Origin of the sequence: Microlunatus phosphovorus NM-1 (assembly GCF_000270245.1) — a bacterium.
Lineage (GTDB): Bacteria > Actinomycetota > Actinomycetes > Propionibacteriales > Propionibacteriaceae > Microlunatus > Microlunatus phosphovorus.
The window spans coordinates 786061-809623 of sequence record NC_015635.1; the positions used below are offsets into that span (position 1 = coordinate 786061).

The 23563-nt window shown below is 66.0% G+C and carries 24 protein-coding genes and 2 tRNA genes; 13 read left to right on the plus strand and 13 right to left on the minus strand.

The window, feature by feature from the left end; genetic code table 11:
• Positions 1–27: 27 nt before the first annotated feature.
• The 3 genes from MLP_RS03420 to MLP_RS03430 form a co-directional block, all read right to left on the minus strand.
• Positions 28–1461, minus strand: coding sequence for an FGGY family carbohydrate kinase (locus tag MLP_RS03420; protein ID WP_013861613.1), 1434 nt, complete (start codon positions 1459–1461; stop codon positions 28–30).
• Positions 1462–1507: 46 nt separating this feature from the next.
• Entirely contained in the window at positions 1508–2983 is a 1476-nt protein-coding gene (locus MLP_RS03425) for an FGGY-family carbohydrate kinase (RefSeq protein WP_013861614.1), read from the minus strand.
• Positions 2984–3048: 65 nt separating this feature from the next.
• The gene (locus tag MLP_RS03430) at positions 3049–3888 is read right to left on the minus strand and encodes a class II fructose-bisphosphate aldolase (protein WP_013861615.1); all 840 of its coding nucleotides are present in this window, start codon (positions 3886–3888) and stop codon (positions 3049–3051) included.
• Between the two features lie 155 nt (positions 3889–4043).
• Here MLP_RS03430 and MLP_RS03435 point away from each other — a divergent pair, with 155 nt between their 5' ends.
• The 3 genes from MLP_RS03435 (at position 4044) to MLP_RS03445 (ending at position 7304) form a co-directional block, all read left to right on the plus strand.
• The gene (locus MLP_RS03435; RefSeq protein WP_013861616.1) at positions 4044–5435 is read left to right on the plus strand and encodes an ABC transporter substrate-binding protein; all 1392 of its coding nucleotides are present in this window, start codon (positions 4044–4046) and stop codon (positions 5433–5435) included.
• A gap of 118 nt (positions 5436–5553) precedes the next feature.
• Positions 5554–6492, plus strand: coding sequence for a carbohydrate ABC transporter permease (locus MLP_RS03440; RefSeq protein ID WP_041791098.1), 939 nt, complete (start codon positions 5554–5556; stop codon positions 6490–6492).
• Positions 6489–7304, plus strand: a complete 816-nt coding sequence (locus tag MLP_RS03445) for a carbohydrate ABC transporter permease (protein ID WP_013861618.1) — start codon at positions 6489–6491, stop codon at positions 7302–7304. Before MLP_RS03440 ends, MLP_RS03445 begins: the two co-directional genes overlap by 4 nt.
• A gap of 336 nt (positions 7305–7640) precedes the next feature.
• On the opposite strand, the gene MLP_RS03450 is transcribed toward MLP_RS03445, so the two are convergent.
• Complete coding sequence (locus tag MLP_RS03450) at positions 7641–8318, minus strand: TetR/AcrR family transcriptional regulator (protein ID WP_013861619.1); 678 nt, start codon at positions 8316–8318, stop codon at positions 7641–7643.
• Positions 8319–8476: 158 nt separating this feature from the next.
• On the opposite strand from MLP_RS03450, the gene MLP_RS03455 reads away from it, so the two are divergent.
• Genes MLP_RS03455 through MLP_RS03465 form a run of 3 tightly spaced genes read left to right on the plus strand, consistent with a single transcriptional unit; the run spans position 8477 to position 12501 of the window.
• Positions 8477–10111, plus strand: coding sequence for an HlyD family efflux transporter periplasmic adaptor subunit (locus MLP_RS03455; RefSeq protein WP_013861620.1), 1635 nt, complete (start codon positions 8477–8479; stop codon positions 10109–10111).
• 34 nt (positions 10112–10145) lie between these two features.
• Positions 10146–10946, plus strand: coding sequence for an efflux RND transporter periplasmic adaptor subunit (locus MLP_RS03460; RefSeq protein ID WP_172641537.1), 801 nt, complete (start codon positions 10146–10148; stop codon positions 10944–10946).
• Positions 10939–12501 carry a DHA2 family efflux MFS transporter permease subunit gene (locus MLP_RS03465; RefSeq protein ID WP_013861622.1) on the plus strand — a complete coding sequence of 521 codons (1563 nt, stop codon included), beginning with the start codon at positions 10939–10941 and terminating at the stop codon, positions 12499–12501. Before MLP_RS03460 ends, MLP_RS03465 begins: the two co-directional genes overlap by 8 nt.
• A 58-nt stretch (positions 12502–12559) precedes the next feature.
• Here MLP_RS03465 and MLP_RS27250 read toward each other — a convergent pair whose 3' ends face one another.
• Together MLP_RS27250 and MLP_RS03475 are read right to left on the minus strand one after the other, a co-directional pair.
• Positions 12560–12844, minus strand: a complete 285-nt coding sequence (locus tag MLP_RS27250) for an Arc family DNA-binding protein (RefSeq protein ID WP_013861623.1) — start codon at positions 12842–12844, stop codon at positions 12560–12562.
• Between the two features lie 205 nt (positions 12845–13049).
• Positions 13050–14246 (minus strand): MFS transporter, encoded by a 1197-nt coding sequence (locus tag MLP_RS03475; protein ID WP_013861624.1) that lies wholly within the window; start codon positions 14244–14246, stop codon positions 13050–13052.
• Between the two features lie 118 nt (positions 14247–14364).
• Here MLP_RS03475 and MLP_RS03480 point away from each other — a divergent pair, with 118 nt between their 5' ends.
• From MLP_RS03480 to MLP_RS25985, 4 genes are all read left to right on the plus strand, one after another.
• The gene (locus MLP_RS03480; protein WP_013861625.1) at positions 14365–15036 is read left to right on the plus strand and encodes a TetR/AcrR family transcriptional regulator; all 672 of its coding nucleotides are present in this window, start codon (positions 14365–14367) and stop codon (positions 15034–15036) included.
• A gap of 91 nt (positions 15037–15127) precedes the next feature.
• Positions 15128–15925 (plus strand): class I SAM-dependent methyltransferase, encoded by a 798-nt coding sequence (locus MLP_RS03485; protein WP_231851415.1) that lies wholly within the window; start codon positions 15128–15130, stop codon positions 15923–15925.
• A gap of 125 nt (positions 15926–16050) precedes the next feature.
• A complete protein-coding gene (locus tag MLP_RS29180) occupies positions 16051–16179 on the plus strand; it encodes a hypothetical protein (protein ID WP_269453379.1) in 129 nt (42 codons plus the stop codon).
• Between the two features lie 172 nt (positions 16180–16351).
• Positions 16352–17005 carry a hypothetical protein gene (locus MLP_RS25985; RefSeq protein ID WP_013861627.1) on the plus strand — a complete coding sequence of 218 codons (654 nt, stop codon included), beginning with the start codon at positions 16352–16354 and terminating at the stop codon, positions 17003–17005.
• A gap of 147 nt (positions 17006–17152) precedes the next feature.
• Here the strand turns inward: MLP_RS25985 and MLP_RS03495 are convergent.
• Together MLP_RS03495 and MLP_RS25990 are read right to left on the minus strand one after the other, a co-directional pair.
• Positions 17153–17228 (minus strand) — tRNA-Glu (locus tag MLP_RS03495).
• Positions 17229–17492: 264 nt separating this feature from the next.
• Complete coding sequence (locus MLP_RS25990) at positions 17493–18791, minus strand: SH3 domain-containing protein (RefSeq protein ID WP_013861628.1); 1299 nt, start codon at positions 18789–18791, stop codon at positions 17493–17495.
• Positions 18792–19040: 249 nt separating this feature from the next.
• On the opposite strand from MLP_RS25990, the gene MLP_RS03505 reads away from it, so the two are divergent.
• On the plus strand, positions 19041–19394 hold the full coding sequence (locus MLP_RS03505) for a metallopeptidase family protein (protein ID WP_013861629.1): 354 nt from the start codon (positions 19041–19043) through the stop codon (positions 19392–19394).
• A 51-nt stretch (positions 19395–19445) separates the two neighbouring features.
• On the opposite strand, the gene MLP_RS03510 is transcribed toward MLP_RS03505, so the two are convergent.
• Genes MLP_RS03510 through MLP_RS03525 form a run of 4 tightly spaced genes read right to left on the minus strand, consistent with a single transcriptional unit; the run spans position 19446 to position 21751 of the window.
• Positions 19446–19751 carry a DUF202 domain-containing protein gene (locus MLP_RS03510; RefSeq protein ID WP_013861630.1) on the minus strand — a complete coding sequence of 102 codons (306 nt, stop codon included), beginning with the start codon at positions 19749–19751 and terminating at the stop codon, positions 19446–19448.
• Positions 19752–19773: 22 nt separating this feature from the next.
• On the minus strand, positions 19774–20160 hold the full coding sequence (locus MLP_RS03515) for a YidH family protein (protein WP_013861631.1): 387 nt from the start codon (positions 20158–20160) through the stop codon (positions 19774–19776).
• Positions 20157–21044, minus strand: a complete 888-nt coding sequence (locus tag MLP_RS03520; RefSeq protein WP_013861632.1) for an EamA family transporter — start codon at positions 21042–21044, stop codon at positions 20157–20159. Before MLP_RS03520 ends, MLP_RS03515 begins: the two co-directional genes overlap by 4 nt.
• Positions 21041–21751 (minus strand): hypothetical protein, encoded by a 711-nt coding sequence (locus MLP_RS03525; protein ID WP_013861633.1) that lies wholly within the window; start codon positions 21749–21751, stop codon positions 21041–21043. Before MLP_RS03525 ends, MLP_RS03520 begins: the two co-directional genes overlap by 4 nt.
• A 116-nt stretch (positions 21752–21867) precedes the next feature.
• Here MLP_RS03525 and MLP_RS03530 point away from each other — a divergent pair, with 116 nt between their 5' ends.
• On the plus strand, positions 21868–22251 hold the full coding sequence (locus tag MLP_RS03530) for a DnaJ family domain-containing protein (RefSeq protein WP_013861634.1): 384 nt from the start codon (positions 21868–21870) through the stop codon (positions 22249–22251).
• Between the two features lie 349 nt (positions 22252–22600).
• Positions 22601–22676 (plus strand) — tRNA-Lys (locus tag MLP_RS03535).
• 6 nt (positions 22677–22682) lie between these two features.
• On the opposite strand, the gene MLP_RS03540 is transcribed toward MLP_RS03535, so the two are convergent.
• On the minus strand, positions 22683–23522 hold the full coding sequence (locus MLP_RS03540) for a tyrosine-type recombinase/integrase (RefSeq protein WP_013861635.1): 840 nt from the start codon (positions 23520–23522) through the stop codon (positions 22683–22685).
• Between the last annotated feature and the right edge of the window lie 41 nt (positions 23523–23563).

Below are 23563 nucleotides of genomic sequence, written 5' to 3' on the forward strand. Positions count from 1 at the left end.
CGATGACCGCGGCGCGACCAAACATACTCAGTCGTATCCGAGGGCAACCATCGCCGCTTTGTGCTGCTGACCGATCTGTCGTTCGAGCGGGCGCCGCGGGAGCTGCTCGAATGCGACGCTCCAGGTCGGGAAAGCGCCGGTGAGCGCCGACGCCGCCTGCATGGCTGCGCCCTTGGTGACGTATTCGTCGAGCTCGGGGATGACGACCGGTGCGTCGACCATCTGCGTCAAGACCGTCTGCACGGCGACACTGGCGGCGGCCCCGCCGATCAGCAGCAACCGATCGACGCGCAGACCACAGGCGGCCAGCGCTTCCAGCATCGCGACCTGGCTGGCCACGGTCCCCTCGATCACTGCCCGGGCGAAGTTGACCCGGGTGAAGTTCGCGAGCGAGGCGTCATGGAGCGATCCCCGGGCATGGGGCAGGTCTGGTGTCCGCTCGCCCTCGAAGAAGGGCAACAGGGTCAGGCCATCGGCACCCGGGCGAGCCTGCAGCGCGAGCTCGGACAACTCGGCATACGTGCAGCCGAGCAGACCGGCACCGGCATCGAAATTGCGGGCCGCGTTCAGCGTCGCGACCAGCGGCAGATGGTGGCCGGTCGCATCGGCGTAGCTGCAGACGTACCCGCTGAGATCGTGGACCGGCACCGACGAGCGGGTATAGACGACCCCGGAGGTGCCGAGCGACATCACCGCCTCGCCGTCGGTGATGTCGAGTGCCAGCGCGGCCGCGGCATTGTCACCGCTCCCGACCCCGATCGGGATGCCGGCAGGGATTCCGGGTATGCCGGAGCCGGTGACACCGGACCGATCGAGCGGGCCGAGGATTCTCGGCAGGATCGCTGACTTGCCCAGGGCATGCTCGAAGAGGTCCGGGCAGTAGTCGTTCGTCTCCCCTGACCAATAGGCGGTCCCGCTCGCCTCCGACCGGTCGGTGGTCAGCTCGTCGAGTCCTCCCGACCCGGCGCTTCCGGGTCCAGGGCCATAGCCCTTCAGGCGCCAGGTCAGCCAATCGTGCACCACTGCGACCGCGGCGGTCCGCCGGGTGGCTTCGGGACCGGTGTCGCGCAGCCAGCGCAGCTTGGTCGCGGTGTCGGACAGAGTCAGCGGCAGTCCGGTGCGGAGGATCCATTCCTCTCTGCCGAGCTCGGCGTTCAAAGCCACCATGTGGGCGTGCGAGCTGGTGTCGTTCCACAGCGGAGAATCGCACACCACCATCCCGGCGGCGTCGAGAAAGATCGGGGTGTGCTGCTGCCCGCTCACCGAGATCGCCGCTACGTCGTCGAGTCCGCCGACGCGCTGCACAGCGGTGAGCAAGGCCTCCCACCACGTCTCCGGGGGCAGGATGGTACGCAGCGGATGCCGCGCCTTGCCGTGGCGTACTTCGCGGCCGGTGGCGAGCTCGCGGACCGTCACCTTGCAGCTCTGGGTGGATGAGTCGATTCCGGCAACCAGTGTCATCGTTCGCTCCCTGGTTGCCGCGCCGAGCCGACGGTCGGCAGGGCGATCACGAGGGAAAGCCCTTCAGATACGCCCACTGCTGCTGGATGCCGGAGCGCCACTCGGCCAATCGGTCGTGCCGAGTCGCGTCGACGTCGACACCGTACGGGTCGGTCGTCGCCCACTGGTCTGCCTCGTCGGCCATGCCGGAGACGAGCACCTGCGCACCCCGTGAGACGACCTCGGGAAAGCGTGACACCACGAGCGGCATGCCCAGCAGATCGGCCTTGAGCTGCAACCAGAGCGGGTTCCTGCTGGCCGGCCCGATGACCTTGATCTGAGCGGGCTGAACGCCGAACAACTCCAGCACGTCGAGGAACTCCAGCGCCAGGCCGAGGAAACAGCCGAGCACGATATCTGCCGCCGAGGTCTGCGAGCCGACGCCGGCGATGAGCCCACGAGCCGACGCATCCTTGGCCGGCGGGGGACTGCCCCGAAACTGCGGCAGCACGAGCGGGACAGCGGCCAGGCCGAGTCGGTCGCCCACGTACTGTCGGTGCAGTTCCGCCAGGCAGCCGGTCAGCTGCTGCACATCGAGGCCCAGCAGATTCTGCAGCGTCGCGAAGGCGGAGCCCCCGGTGGGGATGGAGGCAAAGAGCGTGTAGTCGGAGCCCGCGCAGGCCAGGCCATTGGCCAGCTTCGCCCGCTCGGCCTGGGGGCCGAGGCTCGGGGTCTCCTGCAGGAACAGCAGACCCTCGGTGGTGCCAGTGGAGTTCAGCAGCTCGCCTGGGTGCAGGCCGGCGCCGATCGCGCCGACCATATGGTCGTGACCGGCGACGTGGACCCTGACGCCCGCGTCGATCCCGACCTCACGGGCGAACCGGGCGGTGACCAGGACGCCTTCACCGGCCGGACGCAGGGCCGGGAACGCGTTGACGTCCAGCCCGAGCAAGGCGCAGATCTCGTCCGACCAGGTCCGGCTGGACAAGTCCAAGGCCATGGTCCGGCTGGCCAGTGACGGCTCGGACCAGCGTTCCCCGGTCAGCACGGCAGCCAGATATTCGGCGATGTTCAGCCATTGGGGACCGCCGACGGCGTCTCCCGGGCGCTCGCCGTCGGGCAGCCGGTCGATGGCCCAGGCCGTCTTGGACAGCCCATAGTTGCCGCTCACCGGGAGGCCGGTCACCCGATAGATCAGACTGCGCTGTTCGGGTGTCAACCGAGTGAGGTAGCCAGCACCGCGTTGGTCATGCCAGAGGATCATCGGCGAAGCCAGGGATACGTCGGACCGGACGAGCCCGCCGGACTCACCGACGCCGGTGAGGGCGATCCGTTGGACGAGGTCCCGTTGGACGGACGGCAGCTCTCGGATGAATCTTCTGACGGCGCCGAGCAAGGCGGGGATGTCGTAGATCTCCCCGGCACCATCGGTGGTCGTCGGTGTCGGGTGTTGTACGGCGGTGAGCAGTTGAGCCTCGGCATCGAAGAGGCACAGCTTGATGCCGGTCGTGCCGACATCGACCGTGATCGTGGGGATCCCCATTCGGGCAGCCCTCCTCCGTTGGTTCCTGCTCAGCCTTCTCAGTCCGCTCAGTCTGGTCGAACCGCTCAGCCGGTGCTCGGGTTGAACATGCGGATGCGGCGTTCCACGACATCGGCAATGGCGCTCACCGCGTTCTTGGACACGCGGATCAGCGAGACCTCATCCGGATTTGCGATGTAGGCCTCGCCGAATGTACGGATCATGGCGTTGCGCAGGTCGCTGGCGACATTGACCTTGACCACCCCGAACTCGTGCAGCCGGGCGAACTGCTCCTCAGGCAGGCCGGAGCCGCCGTGGATGACCAACGGCACCGGGGAGGCCGCCTGGATCTCGCCCAGCAGCTCGAAGTCGATCCGGGCGTCCGGCGCATAGCCGTGCACGTTGCCGACCGATACGGCGAGCATGTCGCAACCGACCGCATCGACGAACTCGCTCACTTGCGCCGGGTCGGTGGAGTCGGCGTGATCCGGCCCAACCTCGTCCTCCTTGCCGCCGATGCTGCCGAGTTCAGCTTCCAAGGCGATGTCCGGCCCACACATCACCCGCGCTCGGGCTGAGGTCTCGACATTCTCGGTGTACGGATGCTCGGACGCGTCGATCATGATCGAGGTGAACCTCGCGGCCAAGGCGTCCTCGACCGCTTGGAGTGTCTTGCCGTGGTCGAGATGCAATGCCACCGGCACGTCGCAGCTGGCCAGGCGTCTGGAGACCATGTCGTGGATGTACTCGAAGCCGGACAGCACGGCATTGGTCGGCGCGCACTGGATGAAGGTCGGGACGCCAACCCGTTCGATGGCGCGGACGATGCCCATCGTGGTCTCGATGTTGGTGGTGTTGAACGCGCCGGCAACCAGGTGCCGGAAGGTGCATTCGGCGATGACCTCGTGTCCACTGACCAAAGGCATGATCGGGTTCCTCTCGGTACGGACTGTCAGTGCTGCCCGGTTGGGATTGACAGGCGTCGACGGCACTCAACATACTTCTCTTGTCCATCCAGTATGGCTTGTATGTACAGTACGGGTGGAATCAGGATGCCTCCAGGCCCGAAGAAGGGGTACGAATGAACCACTTGTCGATTCCACGACGCCGGCTCCTACGGCTGACCGCGACTGCCGCTGCGGTCGCCGTGGCCGCGGTGCCGCTGGCCGCGTGCACCACCGACGGGAGCGCACCGTCCGGTAGCGGTGGCGGCGACGTCACGATCAACGTGGCGCTGGCCGCCAACCCGCAGATGAAGACCGCCGAGTCACTGATCAGTGATTTCGAGGCCAAGAACCCTGGGATCAAGGTCAAGTTCACCACCTTGCCTGAGAACGATCTGCGGCCCGCGGTCACCAAGGATGTGGCCACCAACTCGGGTCAGTTCGACGTCGCCATGATCGGTTCCTACGAGGTGCCGATCTGGGCGCAGAAGCAGTGGTTGGTGCCGCTCGACGACTACGTGGCCAAAGACACCGCGTGGGACCAGGCCGATCTGCTCCAGCCGATCCGCGACATCGTCTCCTCCGACGGCAAGCTCTACGGGGCGCCGTTCTACGGCTCGTCGTCGTTCCTGTTCTATCGCAAGGATCTGGCGAAGAAGGCCGGCGTCACGATCTCGGAGACTCCGACCTGGGACGAGATCGCGGCCGCCGCGGCCAAGATGGAGGACAAGGACAAGGACATCTCCGGCATCTGCCTGCGTGGCCTGCCCGGCTGGGGACAGAACCTGGCCGCGATCACCACCGTGATCAACACCTTCGGCGGGCGCTGGTTCGACATGGACTGGAACCCGCAGCTGACCGACCCGAAGACCAAGCACGCAGTCCAGTTCTACGTGGACCTGCTCCGCAAGAACGGTCAGCCCGATGCCGCCAAGGACGGCTGGGAGGGCTGCCTGCAGCGGATGAGTCAGGGCAAGTCGGCGATGTGGTACGACGACACCGTCTTCGCCGGCTCGGTGCTGGACCAGGCCAAGCCGGAGGTGGCCGAGAACATCGGTTTCGCGATGGCGCCGACCGGGCCGGCGAACCTGCCGTCGGGCTGGCTGTGGTCGTGGGGTCTGGGCATCACCAAGAGCTCGAAGAACCCCGACGCCGCTTGGAAGTTCATCTCCTGGGTGACCAGCAAGGAGTACATCAAGCTCGCCGGTGAGAAGGCCGGTTGGGACTCCATCCCGCCGGGCTCGCGGCAGTCGACGTACGAGATCCCTGAGTACAAGAAGGCCGCGGAGGCGTACGCCGATCTGACCCTGCAGTCGATCTCCAAGGCCAATCCGAAGCAGCCGACGGTCGACCAGGTCCCGTACACCGGTGTGCAGTACGTGCAGATCCCGGAGTTCGTCGACATCGGTGACTACGTGTCGCAGCAGATCGCTGGTGCGATCAGCGGGACGCAGTCGGTGGATGCCGCGCTGGACAAGAGCCAGGAGTACACCACGCAGGTGATGAAGGACGCCGGCTACCTCAAGTAGCCAGCCTGCACCACAGGTGCCGGGCGGGAACTCGCTGCCGCGATCCGCGGTTCCTGCCCGGCGCACCCGTTGGCTTTCCGCAACTCCTGCGGATTCTCATCCTTGGATTGGATCGATGATGTCCACTCTCACCAAAGCCCGGCCAGAACCGGCCGAACAGGCGCCGAGCGGTGATCTGAGCAGAGCGGATCGATGGCGGCTCCGCGGACCGCTGCTGCCGGCCCTGGTCTTCACCCTGGTGCTGACCCAGATCCCGTTCGTACTGACGATCTTCTACAGCTTCCGCCGCTGGAACCTGCTGGCGGGCGGTGAGCAGGGGTTCAACTGGGGCCGCAACTACGTCGATGTGTTCACCGACCCCATCTTCTGGAAGTCGATCCTCAACACGCTGCTGATCACCGGGGTGTCCACGATCGCCTGCATCGTGTTCGGCCTGCTGGTCGCCATGGCTCTGAATCACAGCTTCCCGGGACGTGGCTTCGCCCGGACACTCGCGATCACTCCGTTCTTCGCGATGCCGGTCGCCGTCACTCTGTTTTGGCGTTCGGCGATGTTCGACCCCACCTTCGGGTTCTTCGGCTTCGTCTCCCGCACTCTGGGACTGCCGTCGGTCTCGTGGCTGAGTGACTATCCGCTGGTGGCGCTGATCATCCTGCTTACCTGGCGGTTCTGCCCCTTCGCCTTGTTGATCATGCTGGCCGGGCTACAGGGAGCGCCGCAGGACCAGCTGGAGGCGGCCCAGGTCGACGGGGCCGGCTGGCTCAGTCGATTCCGCTACATCGTGCTGCCGCACCTGCGCCCATTCATCGAGCTGGCCTCGCTGCTGCTGGCGATGAACCTGATCCAGACCTTCGGCGAGATCGCTCTGCTGACAGCGGGCGGTCCGGCGTATGCGACCACCAACATCACCTTCTACATCTATCTGAAGGCGTTCAACGCGTTCGACTTCGGCTTCGCCTCCGCCCTGGGCGTGGTGTCGCTGGTGTTGACGATCGCGCTGGTCTCCCCGGCGCTGCGCCTGCTGTCCGGAATCTTCCAGGCGGAGGGACGCCGATGACTACCAAGCAGCTCAAGAGCATTGGCATCGCCGTCGGTGGTTGGGCCGGCAGCTTGGTGCTCTTCTTCCCGATCGCCTACATGGTCTTGAAGAGCTTCCAGACCGAGATCGATGCGGCCACACCCAGTCCGAAGCTGATCTTCACGCCGACGCTGGCCAACTATGCAGAGGCCATCAGTGCCGGGGTCGGCCCGTACGCGGTCAACTCGATCGTGGTGGTCGTCCTTTCCACCCTGATCGTCCTGGTGTTGGCCGTGCCGGCCGCGTACGCGTTGTCCATCCGGCAGATCGACAAGGCGCAGGATGCGTTGTTCTTCTTCATCTCCACCAAGATGATGCCGATCGCCGCCGGCATCATCCCGGTCTATGTCGTTGCGTCAGCGCTCGGGCTGCTGAACACGCTCACGGTGCTGGTCATCATGCACATCGGCATGAACCTGCCGTTGGCGATCTGGATGATCCGCTCCTTCATGCAGGAGATCCCCTTCGAGGTGCTGGAAGCAGCCTCGGTCGACGGTGCCTCCGGCCGGCGGGTGATGTTCTCGATCATCCTGCCGCTGGTCCGGCCGGGTCTGGCCTCCACGGCGCTGTTGTGTGCGGTCTTCTCCTGGAACGAGTACTTCTACGCGGTGAACCTGACCACCTCGAAGTCCACCCTCCCGCTGTTCCTGCAGAAGTTCCTCAGTTTCGGCGAGCTCTACACCGCGCATGTGGCTGCGGTCGCCACCTTGGTCAGTCTTCCGGTGATCATCGCCGGCTGGCTGGCGCAGAAGTCCCTGGTGCGTGGCCTGCTCTTCGGCGCGGTCAAATAGGCCCGGCCAGGTCAGTATGACAGGCATGAGATCGAGTGGCGACCTCTGGTTGCTTCGAACCGGGCCGTGCGCAGCGGTTGGCTTCCACGGCCACGTCTGGCGCCCGCGGGCCAAAGACGATCGGCGGTGAGGCGTGCCTGCCGTACGGTTCGCGCCCGTGGGCCACAAACGACCGCAGATGAGACGGGATGGCTCGTAGGTCTGGCGCGCGTCTCTGTCAGCAGACTGGTGTCTCTCCCGAGGAAGGACATGCGTCAGGCCCTTCATTGTCAGCGGACCCACCACAATTTGACGCAAGCCCGTCCTCGCGTCGGCCAAGTCCCGGTTTGACGCCCTTCATCGCGCGGCGATGGATCGCCAGAGGGTGGCGGCGGCCAAGGTCGCCCAGTCATCGGGGAGTCCGCCACGGACGGCATCGCCCATCACCGCGCCACCGAAGATGAACTCGATCACCTGCTGATAGTCCACGTCCTCCCGCAGGGTGCCCTCTGACACGCCGCGGCGGAAGAAGTCGTGCAGGGCGCCGATCCTGGGCCGGATCAGTCGGTCTCGCCAAGTGCTGAGGAAGGTCTCGTCGCTGGCCAGCAGCCGGCCGACCGAGGCGTAGCCGACCTCCCTGGCGACGGTGTCGCGGATGGTGCTGACCAGCGTCGTGAAACTCTCCTCGGTCACCACCTCGGGGATCGGCATTCTGGGTTTGGGAAACTGTTCGGCGATTCTGACCATCAGGTCGTAGCGATCGGTGTAGCGGCGGTAGAGCGTGGTCTTGGCCACCCCGGACAGCGCGCTGACGGCTTCCATGGTGACCGCGTCCGGGCCGGAGGTGCGCATGATCTGGCGTACGGCAGCCGCGATCTTCTCGTCGGTACGCTGCCGCGCCTCACCTCGGCGGACGCCGCTGCTCGGTTGCTCTTGAGCCGGTTGCTCTTGAGCCGGTTGCTCTTGAGCCGGTTGCTCTTGAGCCGGTTGCCCTCGAGTTGGTTGCCCCTGGGTCGGTTGACGTTGAGTTGTCACGATCCTCCGTTTCCGATCCCGACAGGATAGGACTACGATCTCGTACCGCTACGGTGACCGTAGCGTTATGGGTGAGAGCTGAGGCTTCGCCGACCCGCCGGTGGTGGGCGGCGTCCGCGTTCGGACTCTTGCTCCGGTGTTGGTCGTGAGGAGTTCCGATGTCTGTTCGTCGTGGTCAGCTGCGCCGAGTTGGTGCTGTGGCCGGGTCGGTCGCGCTGCTCGTGGGATTGGCGTCCTGCTCGGCCGATGGTCACACGGCGGCTGCCGCCAAGACGGCCACTGTCACCCGGGGCGATGTCACCGCCGGGGTGTCGGCGAACGGCTCCTTCGCCGCCGTCACGAGTGAGAATCTCGGGTTCGCAGCGGGCGGCAAGCTGACCTCGGTCAAGGTCAAGGTCGGCGATCATGTCGAGGCGGGCCAGGTGCTGGCCAAAATCGACTCCCGCGTCGCACGGCGCGCGCTCGAGCAGGCCGAGGCCAACCTGGCGGCGCAGCAGGCCGGTCTGGGTCGGATCAGCGACGCGACGACGGTCTCCGGGGCGCAGAGCAGCGTCGACCAGGCCCGCAATGTCGTCAGTGCGACCAAGGGGCAAGCCGCGGCGGGGGCCGAGGCCGACCAGCGGGCCATCGATCGGACCAAGGTTCAACTGAACACCGATGAGGACGCACTCAGCTCTGCGCGGGGTGCCTTGTCGGATCTGGAGTCGCAGTGCAGCCAGGCTGCTTCGGCTGCGTCCGCTGCCAAAGCCAACGCCAAACTGCTGCAGACGGCGATGCAACAACTGCAGTCCAGTGACCCTGAGGTGGTTGCTCAGGCCCAGCAGACGCTGCAGCAGTTGAACAGCCAGCTTGCGGCGCCGACGAACACCAGCAATGCGACTGCCTGCGCGTCAGTGCCGACCGCGAAGGCCGCGGTGACGGCGGCCAAACAGAAGGTCGTCGCCGACAAGACCGCCTTGGTTGCCGCCCAGCAGAAGAAGAAGGTCGATGCCGCATCCGGCAAGCTGGCGGTCGAGAACGCGCAACAAGCGGTGGTAGCTGCGCAGAACGGGCTGAACGCCAGCGCTGCCGACCGGCCGCACAGCCTGGACCAGCAGCAAGCGTTGGTAGATGCCGCGCAGGCCGCGGTCGACACCGCGCAGAAGACGGTCGACGACACCGAACTGGTGGCGCCGGCCGATGGCACGATCACGGTGATCAACGGCAGAAGGGGCGAGTACGTCGCCCCCAGCACCGGGACCACGGCCCTGGCCCCGGGTTCGGAGGCCGCCATCCCCGGCTCGAGTACGGCGGTCAGCGCGACCGGCGCCAGCCGTCCGGGCGGCACGCAATTCATGGTCTTGTCCGACATCGACAAGGTGCAGCTCGTCCTGCCGTTCGAGCAGTCCGACGCGGCACGGCTCAAGCCGGGCCAGTCAGTCTCCGTGCAGCCTGACGCGCTGCCGGGGGTCGAGCTGGCCGGGACGGTGATCTCGGTGTCGCCCTCCAGCACGGTGACTGCGGGCGCGATCAGCTACCTGGCCACGATCGGCATGGATGAGTCCAACAGCAAACTCAAGGACGGTCAGACGGCTCGAGCCACCGTGATCACCCGGAAGCGCTCCGAGGTGCTCACTGTGCCGAACCAGGCTGTGCACCAGCAGGGTGGCTCAAGTGCGGTGGTGCTGCTGAACAGCGACGGCAGTCAGCAGACGGTGCTGTTCCAGGCCGGCGCCGTCGGTGCCGAGACCACCGAGGTGAAGTCGGGACTGACCGAGGGCCAGCACGTCGTGTTGCCGGATGGGGCCAACTGAGCGCGCCGGCGTACGGCGACGAAGGAGCATGAGCATGAGTGAGCAGTCGACCGCGACGGCGACGGGCGACGCCGAGGCCACCGATGTCGATTCGACGGTTGAGCATCCGGTCGTCTCCGATCAGGAGAAGCCCGAGTCCGGTGCTGACCCGGCTGCCGGGGGCGAGGACGGCAAGCGGCCGATGCGTCCGGCCACCAAGATCCGGCTTTTCGTGATCGGCGGCGTCGCGCTGATCGTCGCGGTGGTTTTCATCGTCTACTACGTGGTCTATGCGCGCAGCTATGTGTCGACCGACAACGCACAGATCGACGGCAACCAGATCTCGATCAACGCCCCGACCGCGGGCACCTTGATCGATTGGGACGCCACCCAGGGCACCCAGGTGGCCGCCAACGAGCCGGTCGGCCGAATCGCCATCCAGAACGGGTATTCCCAGCCCCAGTTGGTGGTCCGGGCGCCCGCCGACGGCACCATCGCCGTCAACAACGGCGTACCCGGCTCCTTCGTGGCGGCCGGCACCCAGCTCGCTATCGCGTACGACGGGTCGGACGTGTTCGTGACGGCGCGAGTTGATGAGACCGAGATCAACGACGTCCACGTCGGGGCCCCGGTGAAGATCTCTGTCGACGCGTTCCCGAATGCGCAGTTGACCGGGCAGGTGGCCGAGATCAAGATCGGCGCCGCCGGGGTGTTCTCTCCGTTCGGCCAGTCGAACACGACAGGCAACTTCCAGAAGGTCACCCAGGTGATCCCGGTCAAGATCACCATCGACGACCTGGAGGGGTTGGCGCTGGCGCCCGGCATGAACGTGACGGCGCGCATCCACCGTGGCTGAGCTGACGAAGTCTCCCGAGACTTCCGCACCTGCCGCACCTGCCGCGCCACCGGCGGATCCGACCCAGACCCAACACTGGCTCGGGCCGCTGCTGGTGCTGGTCGTCGGCATGTTCATGTGTGTGCTCGACACCAGCATCGTCAATGTCGCCGTACCCACCATCCAGACCGAGTTCGGCGGCAGCACCGCCAGGGTCGCGTGGATCAGCACCGCGTACAGCCTGGTGCTCGGCGTCATCGTCCCGACGACCGCCTGGCTCGGCGACCGAGTCGGTCTCGGCCGGCTCTACACCTACTCGCTGATCGGCTTCGCCGCCGGCTCTGCCTTGTGCGGGGTGGCGTGGAGTCTCAACAGCCTGATCGCCTTCCGGGTCATCCAGGCGGTGCCTGGCGGGATCCTGCCGGTGATCACCATGACGATGATCTATCGCCTGGTACCGCGGAACCGGATCGGCTCGGCGATGGGCATCTACGGCATCGGGGTCATCGCCGCACCGGCGCTCGGTCCCACCTTGGGCGGCTATCTGGTCGAGTACGTGAACTGGCGGCTGATCTTCTACATCAATGTTCCGGTGGCCGTCCTGGGCGTGCTGCTGGCGCTGTGGATGCTGCCGAAGTTCCACCAGCAGCCGACGTACAAATTCGACGTGTTCGGCTTCGTCGCCATCGCGACCGGGCTGGTGGCGATCCTGCTGGCCTTCTCCGAAGGTGCGGGTTGGGGCTGGACCAGCCCGAAGACACTGGGCCTGATCGTCGGCGGAGTGCTCTGCCTGGCGCTGTTTGTGGTCATCGAACTGGAGGTAGAGCATCCGCTGCTGGATCTCGCGGTGTTCCGGACCTGGCCGTACGTCAACTCGCTACTGATCGTCACCATCATCAGCATCGGGATGTTCTCCACCTTGTTCTACATCCCCGTCTATCTGCAGTCGGTGCTCGGCCTACCGCCCCTGCATGCCGGTCTGGTGGTGTTGCCGCAAGCGCTGCTGATGGCCTTGATCGCGCCCATCTCCGGGCGGCTGTACGACAAGCTGGGGCCGCGGTGGCTGGTGTTCACGGGTCTGCTCATCGTGGCCTTCGCCAATCACCTGATGACCGGGCTGACCCTGACCACGACCAAGGAACAGATCATCGGCTGGACGTGTGTGAACGCGTTCGGACTCGGCCTGGCCATGATGTCGGTTCAGACCAGCGGTCTCGCGGCCCTCGACCACCGGCTCACCAACAGCGGTGCGGCGTTCAACAACGTGGTCCAGCGGGTGGCCGCCGGACTCGGCCTCGCCGCACTGTCCGCGATGGTCGCCTCCCAGCAAGTGCAGCTGACCGCGGACCGCTATGGGCTGATCTCGGCGAGCGATCCGCAGCTCGCCCACCTGGGGATCCTTGGTCAGTATCAGTTCCTCAAGCTCACCGCGCTGCAGATCACCACCACCTCGATCACGAACCTGTTCCAGGTCACCAGCATGATCACCCTTGTGGGCGCCGGGATCGCCTTGCTGATGCGCTCCGGCCCGGCTCATCACCATGACGGCGATCACCCGCCGGTGATGGCGGAGTAGTTCGACCTGGCGCGGCCGGTTGACGTGTGCGTGGCGGGTCAGTGCGATGCGTCAGGGCTCATGACGCCAAGTAGCGCTCCAGAGCTTCGCGAGCGATTTCCGAGACACTTCTATGTTCAGCGGCGGCGCGTGCCTTGAGCTGGTCGCGAGTCTGTTCGGGGATCGCGAGTCGGAGCTGTGGGGAGCGACGGCCCGGAGCGCTCAAGGACGGACGACCAACTCCCCGACGCACCTCCTCCGCGAACTCGTCTGCGCGACCCTCGGTCAAGCGGGTGCCATCAGCGAGGCGTACATCCTCCTGATCAAGGTCGATCGTGCCGCCATCGACCACTTCGGCGTTCATGATGCGCACCTTGCTTCTAGCCATCGTGACTACCTCTCGACTGCGTCCATCGCCTCCAGACTCACAATAGTAGGACTAATAATAGTGGTCGCAATCGGGGCCTGGTGCTCAAAATCCACCAATTACTTCGTGATGGGAATTTGACTCTCAACGACACACTCTCGGCGTGTCGGGCCTCTTGACGCCATTGAGAGGCAGGGATCCGTCACGTGCGTGAGGGGCGGAGCGCGACCAATGTGTGCGCACTGGCGATCAACAGGAGAGCGGAGCTGGCGACGAGGATGCCGGTCACTCCGTAGGTATCGATGACCGCACCGCCGAGGACGGCGCCCCCCAGCATGGAGCCCTGGATCGCGGCGACCAGGATGCCGCCGCCGCTCTCTGCGTTGTCCGGAATGGTGCGCGTGAGCCAGGTCGACCAGCCCACCGGTGTCATTCCGACCGCGAAGCCGAACCCAGCAACGACGGCGATGGTCGCGATCTGCGAGGTGCCGAGGACCAGCAGGCTGGCTACCAGCAGACCCTGCGTGGCGCCGACCACGGCGAGGGTGCTGCGGAGATTGCGCTTCAGCAGCGGAGCCGCGGTGGTCGCGCCGACGAAGTTCGCGATGCCGAGCGCCAACAAGGTGAGCGATACGCCGTTCACGCCGAAGTGCGGGACCTGCTCGAGGAACGGGCGCAGATAGGTGGCGAAGGTCTGCCGGCCGCCGAACATCAGCATCACGGCGAGCATCCCGAGGGCGATCTGCGGGAGACGCAGGGTGTGCCACAGACCGGACAGAGGCGTGGTCCGGGTCGCCGGCATCGACGGCAAGGTGAGCACCTGAGTGACCAGCGCCACCATTGCCAAGACGGCGGCGCCGAGGAACACCCCGCGCCAGCCGATCTGGCCGCCGAGGAAGGCGCCCAGCGGAGCGGCGGCGACACCGGCGACGGCGCCGCCACCGAAGATGATCGACAACGCCTTCGGCACGTCCGGCTTGGGCACCAGCCGCAGCGCGAGGGATGCTGACAGTCCCCAGAAGCCGCCCACCGCGATGCCCAGTGCCAGTCGGGCAACCATCAGCGGAGCGAAGCTCGGCGCCAACGCGACCCCGAGGTTCGAGACGACCTGCGCGAGCGTCAGCACCAGCAGCACCCGCCGGCGATCGGCGCCACCGATCGCCGGAGCGATGAACAGGCTGGTCAGCACGGCGACGATGGCTGAGGCCGACACTGCTTGACCGGCGAGTCCTTCGGTCACCGCCAGATCGGTGGCCATCGGCGTGAGCAGGCTCATCGGCAGCATCTCCGAGGCGTTCAGCGACACCACGCCCAGGGCAAGTGCCCAAACCGCCGGCCAGGCAGCTCGCTCTGGGCTCGGGGTCGTGGGGTTGGCACCTGATGTCGCGCTAGTGGACAACGTCGCTCGTCTCTCTCGTCGGGCGTGGGGGTCGGCCTAGTAACTGGACATCTAGTGTCCACATATTCACCATAGTCGAACCGGACACGAACTGTCCAGTTCTTGTTAGGCTGGATTCGTGAGCACACAGCCGCGCGACCCGAGTGATGGCGAGCATCGGACTCTGCGGAAGGACGCCGAAGCCAATCGACGCCGATTGCTGATCGCGGCGCGAGAGCTGTTCGCCGAGCGCGGCCTGGATGTCACCCTGCACGACATTGCTGCCCGCGCCGGTGTTGGCGTCGGCACCGCATATCGTCGCTTCGCGAACAAGGGCGAGATCATGGACGCCCTGTTCGGGCTCCAGGTCGAGGAGATTTCCAGGCTTGCTGACGAGGCGCTTGCCGACTCGGATCCGTGGCGGGCGCTGGCCACCTATCTGGAACAGGTGATGGCCCTCCAGGCCAAGGACCGTGGTCTCGCGCAGATCCTGAGTGGCCGACGGATCCGCACCGAGCAACACGACTGGAGCCGGTCGGTCATCGCGCCCAAGGTCAACGCCATCACCGCCCGTGCGAAGGAGGCCGGCGTGCTGCGTGACGACGTCGAGGGGACCGACCTGGTCTTCATCCAGGTTGGGCTCAATGCCATTGCGGAGCGATCCCGCGAGGTCTCACCCGAGCTGTACCGCCGCTATCTGCACCTGATGCTCGACAGCATCCGAGCCCATCCCGACCAACTCGACCTGCCGGTGCCGGCGTTCACCGTCGATCAGACCCACGCCGCCATGGGTCTTGGTCCTGAAGTCTGACGGTGACTTGATTGGGGTGACGGTGGCCGGGGAAACTGGGGCACCGATAGTCCGGAGGCAGCCGGTGTGGTCGCGTCGTAGGGTCGTACTGATGAACGGCAACGAGACGCCCATGCCGCGGACCGGGCAGCCGCAGGATGACACTGCCGATGGCTGGTTTCCCGAGAGCGTCGCCGCCGAGTATGACGATCCGGGTGGTGCGAATGCGCCCGAGACCATCGAGCCCGTGGTGAGTGTGCTCGAAGAGCTGGCGGACGGTGGTCCGGTGCTGGAGTTCGCGGTTGGCACCGGTCGGATTGCGGCCCCGCTTGCGGAGCGAGGTGTGCCGCTGGGCGGCATCGAGTTGAGCCGCGCCACGGCGGCCCGCGTTGCCGACAAGCCTGGCGGTGCTGCAGTCGAGGTCACCATCGGCGATATGACCTCGGCCCGGGTGCCGGGTGAGTACTCGCTGGTGTATCTGGTCTTCAACACCATCAGCAATGTGACGACTCAGGACGGTCAGGTCGACGTGTTCGTCAATGCGGCAGCGCATCTGCGGCCTGGCGGGCTGTTCCTGATCGAGGTCGGGTTGCCCGACTTGCGACGCCTGCCGCCGGGGCAGGACACCGTGCCCTTCACTGTGGCTCCCGATCGCCGTGGCGGCGGGTACGTCGGTTTCGACCAGTACGACGTCGTCAGCCAGGAGTTCACGTCCAACCACGTCACGGTGTCGCCGGACGGCGTCGGACGGTTCCGCCGGATCCCGTTCCGGTATGCCTGGCCGGCTGAGATGGACCTGATGGCCCGCATCGCCGGGATGCGTCTGGCGTACCGCTGGGCAGACTGGGATCGATCACCGCTGACTGCCGACAGCACCAAGCACATCTCGGTCTGGACCAAGACCGTCTGACAGTCGCATCGGTTACCGACGGCAAGTGCGCAGACAGCCGTCTGGCGATGCTGTCGGCGCTCTGTATCACGGACGTCTCGGGTGGGTCCGGTGTGTGAACGTGCCCGCAAACGTGAGGAGAAGTGATGAGCGACGACGACGTTCCAGCGGAGTTTCCGCAGCCCGAACCCGAAGGCGGCGAGCAGAACTCCGACTACAGCGTTCCCGACGTGAGTGAGGAAGGTGTTGACGATGACTCTAGTGCAGTCGGCTGAGAAGTTGATCGAGCGAGCTCGAGGTACGACGCGCAACGAACCTGGCATGTGCCTGTGGCAGTCACAGGAGTGGTACCGCTCGCCCCACATGTACCCGGACGCCACTCGCCAGTGGAAGGCCGCCCAGCACCGCCACGCTGGTGACAGGAATCCACCAGCCGGTGCCCATGTCATGTGGACAGGTGGTTCCAAAGGCCATGGGCACTCGGCTATCAGCCTCGGCGGCGGTCGTATCCGCACCATCGACTTCAAGGTTGCCGGTCGCACCGGTGAGACCGATCTGGGTTGGGTGGAGAGGGCTTGGGGCTTGCGGTACGAAGGCTGGACCGAGGACATCGGTGGGGTTCGTGTGCCCTGGCTCGCTCCGGGCTCGGTCCGAGCCATCGCGGCCAACCCCAACCGCGTAGCCGTCGGCGACGTGGTGATCGTCGTCACGGCAGCAGCGCCGCTACTCGGCCGCAATAAGCCAGGCGGGAACAAGACAGGGGCTGATCTCAATCCCGGACGCACCTTCAAGGTCACGGCGGTGAAGGATGGATGGGCAACCGACGGGAAGAGCTGGTATTCCACTGACTACCTGTGGCCAAGGCTCCGTCCCAATCCGGCCAACAAGGCAGACATCAAGGAGAACGACACGGTCAGGGTCACCGCGAAGTCGGGACTTCGGGCGCGTCGGTTTCCGGGTGGACCGATCAGCACTGACAAGAATGGTCGACCGGTGGTCCGTGATCGAGGATGGAAGTTCACCGTCAAGAAGCCGCCCGTCAGCGGCTGGGTCACTGGCGGCAGCAACTGGTATTCGAGTGAGCACCTGGAGCGGATCTGAAACCCTCGGACGGCCTTGTCCCGTGGTGTGAGCTGGGCGGGCCGCCGACGGTCCCGCTCCTGCGGCCTCAGTCATCGCGTCGACTTCTTCGCCAGGTGAACATCCTGGTCACGTGACCCGTGAGGCGCGGCACGAGGCGCCTTGCGATGGTATCCCCAACGGGATTCGAACCCGCGCTGCCGCCTTGAAAGGGCGGTGTCCTAGGCCGCTAGACGATGGGGACCTGTCGAACCGAACAGACTCTACCTAACCTTCGGCGATCTGGCCGACTCGGCGCGAGATGCGCACGGCTGGCCCCCGCGGGCCAAAAGACGATCGCGGGTCGGGCGTAGCGAGCGCACGTTTCGCGCCGGCAGCCACAGATGATGACGGACCAAGCGCAACCCACGTACGTTTCGCGCCCGCGGGCCAAGGACGCCCGCAAGTCAGGCGGGGATCGCGTACGGCTGGCGCCCACGGGCCAAAGACGATTGCCGGCAACCAGGCCTCAGGCGAAGACGGTGATGTGCACGTGGTTCTTGTGGTTGGCGGAGTCGCTGCCGCGGCTGGCCATGTAGCGCCAGCCTTCCTTGTCCCGCTGGATGTTCCAGATGTGCTGGTCCCAGATCACGTAGTTGATGCCGAGCGACTTGGCGTTGGCCTTGGCCCACAGCGCGACCTCCTTGCCGAGCGCCTTGCCCGCTGCCGTCTTGTACTTCGGGATCATCAGGTCGAGCGCGCGGCCCGAGGGATGGTCCGGCAGCGGGTCCGGGCGGACGCCGCCGATCGAGGTGATCTGCGGGAACTTCGCCCGGACGGCGCGATGGACCTTGATGGCGTTCGGCTTCAAGCCCTTCTCCACCGGGTAGGCCGGAATCAAAGGCTTGGTCGTCGACAGATACTGCGCCGTGACCCAGCGCACCGCATTGTCGTAGACGATCTGCATCCGACCGTTGGTCACCACACCCGTGATGCTGAGCAGGGTGCCGATCCCGACCTCGGTGATCGAGGTGAAGTCGTCATTCGGGGTCGAGCGGATGATCAGGGTCGTGGTGGCGTACCGAGTGCCGGTGACCTTGGGCAGATTGGGATCGGGGGTGATGGGGCCAGGGTTGGCCGGCGTGGTGAGGTACTGCGCCGTCACCCAGCGGACCGCGTTGCGGTAGATGATCTGCGCTCGGCCGTTCTGGACCGTGCCGGTGATCGACACGGTGGCACCCTTGGGGATTTCGCCGACCACCTTGTAGTTCGAGCCCGAGGTCGTCCGGATCAGCAGATCCGCGGTGGCCACCCGAGTGCCCGTGATCGCGGGCAGCCCGGTGCCGCGCTGCAGATACTGGGAGGCGATCCAGCCAGTCGTCGAACTGTGTTTCACCTCGGTGTAGCCGCGTGATGCCTTGCCGGTCAGGGTGACGCTGGTGCCGCGCGCCAGCACCCTGATCCGGGGGTACGAGAGGCCAGGACCCTTGCGCAGATTGACATCGGTGGTGGTGACCCGGGTCTGGTTGGTGGTGGCATCGGGCAGCGACGAGCCGCCCTTGAGGTACTGGCTGGACACGTACGCAGTGCCCGAACCGAACTTGATCTTGGTCCAACCCCCGGAGATCGAGACGGCGGTCACGGTCTGGCCGCGATAGAGCCCGCCGACGATCTTCGCGCTCGTGCTCGGCTTCGAGCGGATGTTCACAGCCGTGGTAGCGGTCATGGTGCTGACGGCGATGGCAGGAAAGACACCGAACCCGGCCACCAGCCCGGTCATCGCGACGACGGTCGTCGAGACGAGGGCTCTGCGTGTGATGGTGCTCACTGGATGTCTCCGTTTCACCGGTGTCAGCCGGGGCTTTGATGGCTCGGCGTCACTGGTGCGACTTTTGCCACACCAGTCACACAAACCTCAGACATCGCAGGACTCTAAACGTGTCACAACCGTTACCGCAAGATCTGAGTTGCCATTTGGTCACTTTGGCAAGACGACACGCCGCAGAGATCGCGAAAACTACATTGTTGTTATTCTCAGGTTCGGGTCGTAGCTGGGCGGGCGGATAACATCGGGGCGGTGATCGCCATGACTGCCGCCGAGTTCGATGAGCTGGTGGCTGAGGCCCTCGACACGATTCCGGAGGAGTTGGCGACCCTGATCGACAACTGCGTGATCCTGGTCGAGGACTATCCGCCGCCCGATCGTCCGTCGGATCTGCTCGGCCAGTACGAGGGCATTCCCTTGACCGAGCGCGGTGAGTTCTACAGCGGCGTACTGCCTGACAAGATCACGATCTACCGCCAGCCGACGCTGGCGATCTGCGATGCGTTCGAGCACGTCGTCGAGGAGGTGCACATCACCGTGGTGCACGAGATCGCGCATCATTTCGGGATCGATGACGTCCGGCTCCACGAGCTCGGCTACGGCTGACCCTTGGCGTACGTGTTGCCTCGGGCCGGCCGAGCGGCACTCCAGGCTGGATCAGACCAAGATCACGTACGCCATTGCGGACAGGCAGGCCAGGGAGGCCACCGTGGTCAGCAGCGCTGCGTTGCGTCCGACGGCGGTCTCCGTGGTCAGTTGGCGGCGCTGTACGCGGCTGCGGATGCGTACGCCCGCCACCAGGGCACCGGCGATCAGCAGCGCGATGCCGACGGCGGCCACCAGTGGAACCGAGACCTCGGCCAACAGTCGTAGCACGCCCAAGAGGCAGACCACGCCGGCCAGGGTGGTCCGGGTCCAGGCCAGCCGAGTGCGTTCGGCGGGCATCGTCGGTTCGATGGACATCGTCAGTTCAGAAGCGCCACGGCTATACCAGGCCGACCGCGATGATGGCGAGCAGGGCCACGGCAGCCAGGACCCCGGTCAGCAGGGGCATGGCCGGTGAAGAGGGAAGCGGTTCGCCGGTACGCATCGCCCGTTCGTGGCGGGTCCAGCGCAAGAACGAGCCGGCCGCGCAAACCAGTCCGCAGACGAGCAGCAGCAGCGAGACGAGCTTGAGCTCGAATCGGAGCTGTCCGACGGCGTGGGCGAACGCGGCGACACCGGCGCCGGCCGCCAAGAAGCCCAATGAAGTGCGTATCCAGGCGAGGAAGGTGCGTTCGTTGGCCAGGGAGAAGCGCGGATCGGGCTCGGAGCCGACGCCGTAGACCGCCCGCGGCCAGCGGCGGTCTGCTTCGGGATCGGTGTCGGTCACGACTTGGATGCTACTGGCGTCGCGCGGCGGAGCTTCAGGTTCTGCCCCAGCAGCACCGAGAGCAACACGATGGCGGCGCCGACGAGTTGCCAGCCGTTGAGCGCCTGGTCGAGTACCACCCAGCCAAGGCCGGCCGCGATCACCGGGTTGAGCAGCGCAAGAAAGCTGACGGCGGTGGCGGGTAGGCGCTGCAGACCCCAGAACCACAGGCCATAGGCGAGGATTCCGCTGATCAGCACGAGATAGATCAACCCGCCGATGTTGGCGGGTGTCAATGAGGTGGGCAGGCCTTCGATCGCCAGGGTGAAAGGCAGCAGGGCGAGTCCGCCGAGCAGGAACGTCCACCCGGTGAAGCCGGCCGCGCCCCAGCCGGGTGGGTGCCCCCAGCGCTTCGTCAGCACGGTGGCAAAGCCCATCATGATCACGCCGACCGTCATTGCGAGAATGCCCCACCCGTCGAGCCGGGCACTGGAGCGCAGCACCAGCAGGCTGACGCCCAGGATCCCGAGACCGCCGGCGACGATATCGATCGTACGGATTCCTTTGTGGAGCAGGGGAACCGAGAGGACGACCACGATCAGTGGGGTCACCGAATTGATCACTGCCGCGACACCGCCGGGCAGCAGATAGGCAGCGATGAAGAGCAGCGGGAAGAACGCCGAGCAATAGAGCACAGACAGCAGCAGGAACCGGCCCCACCAGCCGCGCGGCGGCCAGGTACGAGTCGCGAGGACGAGCACGAGCCCGGTGGGGAGGGATCGCATCATGGAGGCGAGCATGGGCCGGCCGGGCGGCAGGAACTGCGTCGTGAGCAGGTAGGTGGTGGCGAAGATGATGGGGGTGAGTGTGGCGAGATAGGCCCATCGGCTGCGGGGATGGCTCATGCGGCGGAGTGAGTGGCGTCGGGCAGCAGATAGCTGCGGTCGGGCGCGGCAATCCAGGTGGCGCAGGAGCCGAGTGCGTGGGGAGGAACGTATCCGGCCTGCAGATCGGTACGCGACATCGGCGTTGCTCCGGTGATTTCGGCGATCTGGCGGAGTGCGCCGGGGTCGTCGGGGATGACGACCGGCAGGACGGTCAGGAGCTGCCGGATGTGATTGACCTCGAACGTGCCGATCAGCTCCTCGCTGATCGCTGGGGCGACGACGACCAGGGGTCGCGAGGTGGGCAGCTGCCGTTCCAGGACGCCGAGCAGCTCCCGAATCGTGATGATCGGCTCGGTGCTGACCAGAACAGCAGGGTGTCGCAGCACTGACCATCCGGTCGGCTGATCGGTGACGAGGTCGCGGGAGGCATAGCCGGCGCGGATCGTGGTGACGCCTGGTGAGTCGATCGCAGTTTGGAGCTCGGCGCGTTCCTCGGGGGTCAGGGCCGTTGACTCGGCGCTGTTCGGCGGGCGGCGGGCCTGTAGCTCGGAGAGGTAGTGCGGAGTGGGGGAGTCGGGAGTGAATCTTGGAATGTCACGCGCGGGTGGCGCCAGCATCTCGCGTACTCGTCGCTCGTTGGTCCGGCGATCCTTCAACGCACCGAAGACGATCACGGCCACTCCTACGACGAGCACCGCGATCAGCCCGATCTGCCAGCCCTCCACGGCGGCCAGCCTGCCACATCGTTGACCTATGTAGCCTGGTCGGACGTAGCTGTGAGCGGCTGAGATCTGGGCGGGTGCTGAGAACGGCGGTCGGTGCGCGGGATGGGAGGTAAACGATGACAGGCTTCGAGACCTGGATCGACCGACAGATCCGAGAGGCGACCGAGCGTGGTGAGTTCGACAACCTGCCCGGCGAAGGCAAGCCGATCAAGGGACTGGATGGTCGCGAGGACGAGAACTGGTGGATCAAGGGACTGATCGAGCGGGAGAACATCACCGGCGTACTGCCCGGCCCACTGCTGCTCCGCAAGGAGGTCGCCGAGATCTCTGAGACGGTTGCGAGCTGTCGGACCGAGGCGGCGGTCCGCGAGGTGGTCGCCGACCTGAACGCCCGCATCGCCGACAGCCGTCGCCGCGGTGTCGACGGCCCGAACATCTTCGTCCGATCCGTCGACGCCGATCGGGTGGTCCGCGAATGGCGCGAGCGGAAGGGCTCGTAGTCCTTGGTCGCTGGTACGGCTGCCGCCAGTGGGCCACAAACGAGCCCAAGCTGGGTGGGGGTTGCGGACGGCTTGCACCCGTGGGTCACAAACGAGCAGGGGTTGCGCGGGAGTTACGGACGGCTTGCGCCCGTGGGTCACAAACGAGCAGGGGTTGCGCGGGAGTCACGGACGGCTGCCGCCCGTGGGCCACTAACGACCGCCGCAGACGCAAGAATCGCGTGCGGTCGGCGCCCGCGGGCCAAGAACGACTACCAGTCGCGGGAGTCGAGGCGAGATCGAAGTCGCGTCGGACCGAGCCGTGCTGTTGAATGTCAGTCCGTACGTTGGCTTCGACCTCTACGTACGAGGGCCTCTAGCTCAATTGGCAGAGCAGCGGACTTTTAATCCGCGGGTTGTGGGTTCGAGTCCCACGGGGCCCACCAACACACCTAGTCAGACGGTGATTCGGGGGACTTGGAAGCCTGAACAAACGGCGTCGGGGACACATGTGGGGACAAATCGTCATCCCCGCCCACCGGGGACGCATCGGGGTTCGACGCTTCCAGCGCGGCCAAGTTGCCGCCGTTCCCCGCCCGACGACCCAGGTAGACGTCCTGCGTCATCGATACCCGCGAGTGCCCCAGCTGGTCCGCGATCATCCGTGCACTCGCCCCGCTCTCATCCAGCAGCGTCGCCACGGTCTTCCGGAACGTGTGCGTCTTCACCCAGTCGAAGTCCGAGCCTTCGCGGACCGCCCGGAACACCTTCCCGACATTGCTCCGGTCGCGCCAACCACCCTTCGCGTCCGGGAACACCGGGCCCTCGAAACCGCCCGTCCGCCGCCGACGGCCACGCAGGAGCTCGACACTCCACGGCGGCAGCATCAGCGCACGCTCCGAGGCACGCGACTTCACCCGCTTCGCGATCAGCCCCTGGCCCTGCGCCCGGATGATCGTCCGTTGCACTACCAGCCTCCCAGCCGTCAGGTCAAGATCAGCCCACGTCACCCCCAACGCCTCACCCAGCCGCAGCCCCGTCGCCAGCATGAACCGCGCCAACTCAGGCAAGTCGTGCCGCCGAGCCACCTCGTCACCATCGAGCAACGCCAGCCACCGCCGCACCTCCACCGCCGAAAGCGCCCGCGCCCGACGATCCCGATCCTGCTCCAACGGCGTCAGCTCCCGCACCGGATTCACCCCCAGCGCGCCCCGCCGGACCAGCCAGCCGCAGACCCCCGACAGAACCGTCCGCGTCAGCTTCGCTGTGGCATAGCCGCGCTCCACCAACACGCCCTGAACGAAACGATTGAGGTTCCCCCTGTTCCACGGAC